Origin of the sequence: Streptomyces bungoensis (assembly GCF_001514215.1) — a bacterium.
Lineage (GTDB): Bacteria > Actinomycetota > Actinomycetes > Streptomycetales > Streptomycetaceae > Streptomyces > Streptomyces bungoensis.
In genome coordinates, this window is record NZ_KQ948907.1 from 1 (window position 1) to 1,344 (window position 1,344).

Consider the following 1,344-nt stretch of genomic DNA (forward strand, 5'->3'; position numbering starts at 1 on the left):
CTAGGCCGTGTTTTAGAAGTGGGCTTCGCTGCTCGCCCTGCGCCGTGATGATCACGGTGTGGGGCGAGGGGATCTTTCTGACGAGCAGTGGGCCGTGCTGGAGCCGATGCTGCCGGTCGCGATGCGGGGCAGGCCATCAGTGGGTCGGCGGAAGCTGATCGACGGGATCCGGTGGCGGGTGAGGACCGGTGCTCCGTGGAGGGATCTGCCGTTGGAGTACGGGCCCTGGCAGACGGTCTATGGGCTCTTCCGCCGCTGGCAGCGTGACGGCACCTGGCCCGAACTGCTGACAAGGCTGCAGGCCCGGGCGGATGCGGCAGGGCTGATCTCGTGGGAGGTCAATGTCGACTCCACGATCTGTCGGGCTCATCAGCACGCGGCAGGCGCCCGCCGCGACGGACGGGCTCAAAAGGAACCGCCGGGCGGCACCCGCACTGAGCCCGACGACCACGGTCTGGGCCGGTCCCGGGGAGGCTTCACTACCAAGATTCATCTGGCCTGCGAACAAGGCCAACGACCACTGTCCTTGCTGGTCACCGCAGGTCAGTGGGGTGACAGTCCTCAGTTCACCGCCGTCCTGGAAGGCATCTGGGTCCCCCGCACCGGACCCGGCAGGCCCCGTGTTCGCCCACTGCGAGTGCGGGGCGACAAGGCCTACTCCTCACGCGCCAACCGGGCCTACCTGCGAAGGCGCGGAATCCGGTGCACGATCCCCGAACCGGCCGACCAGGCCGCCAACCGCAAACGACGCGGGAAGGCCGGCGGGCGGCCTCCCGCGTTCGACCGCGAGGACTACAAGGCCCGGCACGCGGTCGAGTGCGGGATCAACCGACTCAAGCGCAACCGCGCAGTCGCCACCAGGTTCGACAAGCTCGCGGTCCGCTTCGAGGCCACCGTCCTGATTGCTGCGATCGGCGAATGGTTATGACCGGCCAGGGCTGTGGGTTCCACATGCCATGCTGACCGCGACCAGGGTCGACAGGGGTGAGGGAGAGGCAGCGATGGGGGCTCAGTACTACGGCGCTGACAGCGAGAACGGCGACCGCATCGACGACCCTTCCGAGGACGTGCTGTTCATGATGATCAGCGACCTCAACACCTCCGACAACACCTTCGTGGTCGTCCAGCCTGACGAGGACGACCCCGTCTGGTTCGCTTCCGTGGCCGTCCTGGACGAAGGCGGCTACGAGATCGTCCGTCGTGACACCGTCCGCAACGAGCACAAGGTCACCACGGCGACCAGCATCAACGACATCGCCCGCGACCTCACCATCTGGATGGCCGCTCGTAACTTCCCCGGACGGCCAACCAGACAGGCCAGCGAGTTCTAAAACACGGCCTAGG

Annotated in this window: 2 protein-coding genes; both read left to right on the plus strand. The window is 66.9% G+C overall.

Translation table 11 applies throughout. From position 1 onward, the window contains the following. The first annotated feature begins 58 nt into the window (after positions 1–58). Complete coding sequence (locus AQJ66_RS36750; RefSeq protein WP_079060630.1) at positions 59–928, plus strand: IS5 family transposase; 870 nt, start codon at positions 59–61, stop codon at positions 926–928. A 28-nt stretch (positions 929–956) separates the two neighbouring features. Then, a complete protein-coding gene (locus tag AQJ66_RS36565) occupies positions 957–1,331 on the plus strand; it encodes a hypothetical protein (protein WP_208611549.1) in 375 nt (124 codons plus the stop codon). Positions 1,332–1,344 lie beyond the last annotated feature (13 nt).